This window comes from uncultured Porphyromonas sp., from assembly GCF_902489635.1.
In the GTDB taxonomy this organism is placed as follows: domain Bacteria; phylum Bacteroidota; class Bacteroidia; order Bacteroidales; family Porphyromonadaceae; genus Porphyromonas.
The window spans coordinates 1-6,265 of the sequence record NZ_CABUAN010000062.1; the positions used below are offsets into that span (position 1 = coordinate 1).

Below are 6,265 nucleotides of genomic sequence, written 5' to 3' on the forward strand. Positions count from 1 at the left end.
CGAGAGGTAGATGAGCTCATTGTATATAATGCGTCGGCTCTGTAAGGTGGACTAACGATTAGGGCGTATTTGAACAAGATTCTGTATCTTTGCGAACATATCTTATACGAAAGCTCCAATGAAGAAACCGTTTAAGGAATACCAGTCTGCTGACTTTGCACAGATCAATCAGAAGATGCTCGCTCTGTGGGAGAAGGAGCAGCTCTTCCACCGCTCGCTACATCAGCGTGAGGATGCGCCGCTATTTACCTTCTATGAGGGTCCTCCCTCGGCCAATGGTATGCCCGGCATTCACCACGTCATAGCGCGCTCTATCAAGGATATCATCTGTCGCTACAAGACGATGCACGGCTACCGTGTGGATCGTCGCGCTGGCTGGGATACGCACGGCCTGCCCGTAGAGCTGGGAGTCGAGAAGAAGCTCGGCATCACCAAGGATGCGATCGGTAAGACCATCTCTGTCGCTGAGTACAACCAGACTTGCCGCAAGGAGGTGATGAAGTACACCGCTGAGTGGGAGTCGCTGACGAATCAGATGGGTTACTGGGTCGATATGGAGCACCCCTACGTAACCTACAAGAATAAGTATATCGAGACACTTTGGTACCTCCTCAAGGAGCTATACAAGAAGGGGTTACTATACAAAGGGCTATCCATACAGCCCTACAGCCCCGCGGCTGGCACGGGACTAAGCTCGCACGAGTTGAATCAGCCGGGCTGCTATCGTGATGTCAAGGATACGGTCTGTACCGCACAGTTTCGCATCATCGATGCCCCCGAGTCTCTCCGTGGACGTGGCGAAAGCTTCTTCCTAGCGTGGACCACTACGCCGTGGACGCTCCCATCGAACACGGCACTCTGCGTGGGCCCCTCGATCGAGTACTGTGCGGTGGAGACGTTCAACCCCTACAGCGACATGCCGATCACGGTGGTACTTGCCACGGCACTTCTAGGCAGCTACTTCGACGCTGAGAGCGAGGTGAGCGAACTGCCTGAGACGTGGGACAAGGAGACCTACAAGAAGGCTCCCTGGCACCGCATCTCAACCTGCAAGGGTAGCGACCTCGTCGGTATCCACTACGAGCAGCTCATCCCGTGGGTCAATCCTGGCGAGGGAGCCTTCCGAGTCATCCCCGGCGACTATGTCAGCACTGAGGATGGTACCGGTATCGTACACATTGCGCCGACCTTCGGTGCCGACGATGAGCGCGTCGCTAAGGCGGCGGGCGTTCCCCCTCTTCTGATGATCGACAATAAGGGGCAGCAGCGCCCGATGGTCGACCTGAAGGGACGCTTCTACAAGATCGAGGCTCTCGATCATCAGTTCCTCAAAGAGTCGGTGAACGTACCGCTCTACGACACCTACGCAGGACGCTATGTCAAGAAGGATTACGACCCCAAAGACACACCCGACAAGGAGACGTTAGACGTAGAGATCTGCGTCATGCTCAAGCATGAGAACCGCGTCTTCCGAGTCGAGAAGCATACGCACAACTACCCCCACTGCTGGCGCACCGACAAGCCGATCCTCTACTACCCGCTAGACAGCTGGTTCATCCGCTCTACCGCTTGCCGTGAGGAGATGATGCGTCTCAATGAGACGATCGACTGGCATCCCGCAGCGATCGGCGTAGGACGCTTCGGCAAGTGGCTGGAGAACCTCCAGGACTGGAACCTCTCCCGCAGCCGCTACTGGGGTACTCCCCTACCTATCTGGCGCACCGAAGATGGCGACGAGGAACTCTGCATCGGCTCTGTCGAGGAGCTATACAAGGAGTGCGAGCGCGCTGTGCAGGCTGGCGTCATGTCGGCCAATCCGCTCGCTGGCTTTACACCTGGCGACTACAGCGAGGAGAACTATGACAAGATCGATCTGCACCGACCCTACGTCGATGAGATCACGCTCGTGGCGCAGGACGGCAAGCGTCCGATGCGCCGTGAGAGCGACTTGATCGACGTATGGTTTGACTCGGGTGCTATGCCTTTTGCGCAGGTGCACTACCCCTTCGAGCATCGTGAGGAGGTCGAGAGTGGCAAGGTCTTCCCCGCCGACTTCATCGCTGAGGGCGTCGATCAGACACGTGGTTGGTTCTTTACGCTTCACGCTATCGCTACGATGACCCAGGGGAGCATAGCCTTTAGAAATGTTCTCGTCAACGGGCTCGTCCTCGACAAGGATGGCAACAAGATGAGCAAGCGACTAGGCAATGCGGTCGATCCCTTTGGTATCATCCAGCAGTACGGATCAGACCCACTACGCTGGTACATGATCACCAATGCCAATCCATGGGAAAACATCCGCTTCGACCCGAAGGGCGTCGAGGAGGTGAGCCGCAAATACTTCGGAACGCTCTATAATACCTACCAGTTCTTCGCACTCTATGGCAACTTGGACGGCTTCGATCCTTCCGTTGCTCAGATCCCCTATGCGGATCGTCCTGAGATCGATCGCTGGATCCTCTCGCGTCTCAATTCGCTCATCAAGGAGGTGGACGGCAAGCTCGCAAGCTACGACCCGACACCTGCAGGACGTGCTATCGAAAACTTTGTCACAGAGCATCTGAGCAACTGGTACGTGCGTCTCTCGCGCAAGCGCTTCTGGGCAGGCTCTATGACCGACGACAAGCTCAGCGCCTATCAGACGCTCTACCAGTGTCTCTCGGTAGTAGCTCAGCTGATGGCGCCCATTGCGCCCTTCTACGCAGATAGGCTCTACCGTGACCTGCACGATGACGCAGCATCGGTACACCTCACCGACTACCCCGTGGCAGACGAGGCGCAGATAGATCTAGACCTAGAGCGCAGCATGGAGCTGGCTCAGATCTACTCGACGCTAGTCCTCTCCCTGCGTCGCAAGGTCAATATCAAGGTGCGTCAACCGCTCAGCGCGATCATGCTACCGGTCAATGACCCCGCCGACAAGATGCACATGGAGCAGGTTCACGACCTACTGCTCAGCGAGGTCAATGTGAAGGACATTCGCTTTGTCGACCCCTCCGACTCCATCTGGGTACGTACGGTCAAGCCTGACTTCAAGGCTCTAGGGCCTAAGGTGGGCAAGAATATGAAAGCACTTGCAGCTCAGATCAATGCACTCACACCCGAGCAGATCAATGAGCTAGAGCAGACGGAGCACCTGACCCTGACGGTCGATGACCAGCCTATTGTGGTGGACCTCCAGGATGTACAGATCATTGCTCAGGATATACCGGGGTGGACGGTCGCCAACGAGGGTCGTCATACGGTGGCTCTAGACATCACGCTCACGCCCGAGCTGATCGCTGAGGGCACGGCGCGTGAGTTTGTCAACCGCATACAGAACCTCCGCAAGCAGTCTGGCTACGAGGTCAACGATCATATCGAGCTAATCGTCATGGCTCCCGATGAAGTTGTAGAGGCTCTCCGCACCCATCAGGAGTACGTCCAGACGCAAGTACAGGCCGACACGATCGACTACTCCGAGGTACTCAGCGATGCCGAGGAGATCGACCTAGACGGCACCTTGATAGCGGTACAAATCAGCAAAGTATAAACACAATTCACGGCGTCTGTAGGCGATCAAGCTTTCGCACCAGAGAGACTTCGTCTACAGCGCACTAATAGATTTACAGATAGTATGGAAGATAGCAGCAAGAAACGATACAATCCGGAGGAGCTCGAAGAGTTTCGCATACTCATCGAGAAGAAGATCGCTCAGGCTCGTGAGGATCTCAATATGCTCCGTGCAGAAAACGCTAACGACATCAGCGACACGACGCCTACCTACAAGGATCTAGACGAGGGTGCCATCACGCAGGCTCGTCTTGAAAACGATGCACAGGCACAGCGTCTGCAGGACTTCATCGAGAAGCTCGAGGCAGCTCTCCTACGTATCCAAAACGGCACCTACGGCATCTGCTCTGTCACGGGCAAGCTCATACCCAAGGAGCGTCTCCGTGCGGTACCTCATACGACCAAGAGCATCGAGGCCAAGCTCAATCGCGACAAGCTTAAGTAAAGTCAGTCGTCTCCTTTATGACTCGTACTAGCCAGCGCCACTGGATTGTCGCAGGGCTCATTCTGCTCCTCATTGTCATAGATCAGGTTGTCAAGATCTGGATCAAGACACACATGTACGTTGGTCAGGAGTATCACATCTTTGACTGGTTTCGCATCTACTTTGTAGAGAACCGTGGCATGGCTTACGGTGTGGAGCTAGGCAGCAAGCTCCTCCTGACCGCCTTCCGCATCATAGCGATGGCTGGACTAGCCGTTTGGCTCACACGCTTCGTCCGGCAGTCTCGCCACTACTCGCTGAGCTTCTGCTGCATCATCGGACTGGTGCTGGCGGGAGGCATTGGCAATCTCATCGACTCCCTCTTCTATGGGCAGCTCTTCACCTCCTCCATCGGGCAGGTGGCGCAGTTTGTCCCGACCACCGCTGGAGCTGTGGGGTACGCCCCGTGGTTTGAGGGGCATGTGGTCGATATGCTCTACTTTCCCCTCTTCACGACGGTGCTGCCTGAGTGGTTCCCGATAGGCGGTGGGTCGGCGTATACCTTCTTCAGCCCTATCTTCAACATCGCCGACAGCTGCATCACCGTAGGCGTGCTGGCGCTACTCATCTGCTACCCACGCACCACAACACGCGCCCTCGATCGGCTCTGGCTCTACCTCCGTGGCAAGCATCGCCGCACGAGTCAGCGAGCTAAGTAAGCAACCTCACAAGTTATGCGGGCTTACAGCGTCAAAGTCTCTTTGCTCAAGTTTGGGCTACTAAGCGTACTACTGCTCCTACTCGGGAGTGGCTGCAAAAGACGCTCGTGGCAACGCATACCAAATGGCAAGCTCGAGCAGCTACTCACGGAGCTATACACAGCTCGTGGCGTAGGTCAGACGCTCTACCTAAGCTCCGACCAGCAAGACTCGATCTACGCCTCCATCCTCAAGTCGCACGGTGTATCTCAAGAGGATCTAGACAGCACCATCTACTACCTCTCAGCTTCGAAGGCAAAGCTGCTTCAGAAGATCATCGCTCAGTCCTCTGCCAGCATACAGCGAGAGGTCGAGATACTGGAGCGCACGACAGGCTTCTTTCAGATTGGTATGAGCGGTGACGAGGGCAACCTCTACTCGCCACTACCCGACTCACTCTCGTGTCGTGTCACCCCGCTCTCGACCTATCCTATCCGCATCAGCAAGGAGCAGAACAGCTACCTCTGGAAGGTAGCTCTCGCAGACATTCCTAACCTCCCCGATACCATTCATCAAATAGAGATACAGGGCCTCGTCAGCGGTACGCAGCTACCCGAAGAGTCTCAGATGCCCTACATCGCCATTTCCAAGCAGCTCGATGCCACACCTCCGCCCCTAGCTATGGAGAGTGTATCGACGCAGTTACCTATCGGAGGGGTCTTCTCGCTAACCCTAGGGGCAGCTACTCCAGAGAAGACGGCAGAGCCTACAAGCTCAACTGATAGCCTATCCAATACCATCGATAGCATTGCAAATGGTCTGATGGATAGTATGCCAGATAGTATGCCAGATAGTATGCCGAAGAGCCTCCCCGTGAGCCGACCACGCAAAGAGCCTGTACGCACGGCCCCACACTTCTCCGTGGGCGATACCATCTCGATCTCTATCTACAGCCAGCCGTCAGACTATCTGGGTACGCAGTCGCTACACTTCAGGCTGCAAGAGCTGCGCATCATCGCTCGCTAGGAGCTACGCATAGCCCCTGTGTAGCAAGCTCAGCAGCATACCGATGGCACGACAGATCATCCTCCACCCAGGCGAGCGGATCGCCCTCCGACAGCTACGCTACCGTGGCGAGCTGCTCCACTCCGTACTACTCACCTACCACGATCGTGAGCGAGGCGTCGAGCTAACGCCCTGGCATCACGACGAACCGCCCCACACGCTCTACTACTCCGGCACGTGGAGCCTCATCGAGGACGAGGATCACCACTACCTACTGCGCCACGAGTAGCGGTTGGCTGTTGGCTGTTGGCTGTTAGCTATTGGCTGTTGGCTAGTGGCTAGTGCTACTAGTGCTCCGATAGCTCCGAAACCCTCTGCCCCTATCCGATAGCTCCGATAGCTCCGATGGCTCCGATCAGGATCGATTCGTTACAATAATTTAGACCAGACTACATATCGATACAGCGCTGTGTCGGGGAAAACTGATTTCCACGTGGATATTTCGAAATCTCCACGTGGATATTTTTTATTTCCCAGGTAGGAAAGAAAAAATTCTTCGGAGGAATCAAATGAAACTTCGGAGGAA

At 55.6% G+C, this 6,265-nt stretch carries 5 protein-coding genes; all 5 read left to right on the forward strand.

Annotated elements, in window-relative coordinates; genetic code table 11:
- The first annotated feature begins 118 nt into the window (after positions 1-118).
- The 5 genes from ileS (at position 119) to RDM37_RS08335 (ending at position 5,968) form a co-directional block, all read left to right on the forward strand.
- Positions 119-3,532, forward strand: coding sequence for an isoleucine--tRNA ligase (ileS, locus tag RDM37_RS08315; RefSeq protein ID WP_308556666.1), 3,414 nt, complete (start codon positions 119-121; stop codon positions 3,530-3,532).
- A gap of 84 nt (positions 3,533-3,616) precedes the next feature.
- Complete coding sequence (locus RDM37_RS08320; RefSeq protein ID WP_293965088.1) at positions 3,617-3,997, forward strand: TraR/DksA C4-type zinc finger protein; 381 nt, start codon at positions 3,617-3,619, stop codon at positions 3,995-3,997.
- Between the two features lie 17 nt (positions 3,998-4,014).
- Positions 4,015-4,695 carry a lipoprotein signal peptidase gene (locus RDM37_RS08325; RefSeq protein ID WP_308556668.1) on the forward strand — a complete coding sequence of 227 codons (681 nt, stop codon included), beginning with the start codon at positions 4,015-4,017 and terminating at the stop codon, positions 4,693-4,695.
- 15 nt (positions 4,696-4,710) lie between these two features.
- Complete coding sequence (locus RDM37_RS08330) at positions 4,711-5,700, forward strand: DUF4296 domain-containing protein (protein WP_308556670.1); 990 nt, start codon at positions 4,711-4,713, stop codon at positions 5,698-5,700.
- A gap of 43 nt (positions 5,701-5,743) precedes the next feature.
- Positions 5,744-5,968 carry a hypothetical protein gene (locus tag RDM37_RS08335; RefSeq protein WP_308556672.1) on the forward strand — a complete coding sequence of 75 codons (225 nt, stop codon included), beginning with the start codon at positions 5,744-5,746 and terminating at the stop codon, positions 5,966-5,968.
- Positions 5,969-6,265: the final 297 nt, after the last annotated feature.

What these genes read in the sequence shown, in the direction of transcription:
- ileS (WP_308556666.1), top strand. Translation starts at nt 119, where the DNA reads ATGAAGAAACCGTTTAAGGAATACCAGTCTGCTGACTTTGCACAGATC.
- RDM37_RS08320 (WP_293965088.1), top strand. Translation starts at nt 3,617, where the DNA reads ATGGAAGATAGCAGCAAGAAACGATACAATCCGGAGGAGCTCGAAGAG.
- RDM37_RS08325 (WP_308556668.1), top strand. Translation starts at nt 4,015, where the DNA reads ATGACTCGTACTAGCCAGCGCCACTGGATTGTCGCAGGGCTCATTCTG.
- RDM37_RS08330 (WP_308556670.1), top strand. Translation starts at nt 4,711, where the DNA reads ATGCGGGCTTACAGCGTCAAAGTCTCTTTGCTCAAGTTTGGGCTACTA.
- RDM37_RS08335 (WP_308556672.1), top strand. Translation starts at nt 5,744, where the DNA reads ATGGCACGACAGATCATCCTCCACCCAGGCGAGCGGATCGCCCTCCGA.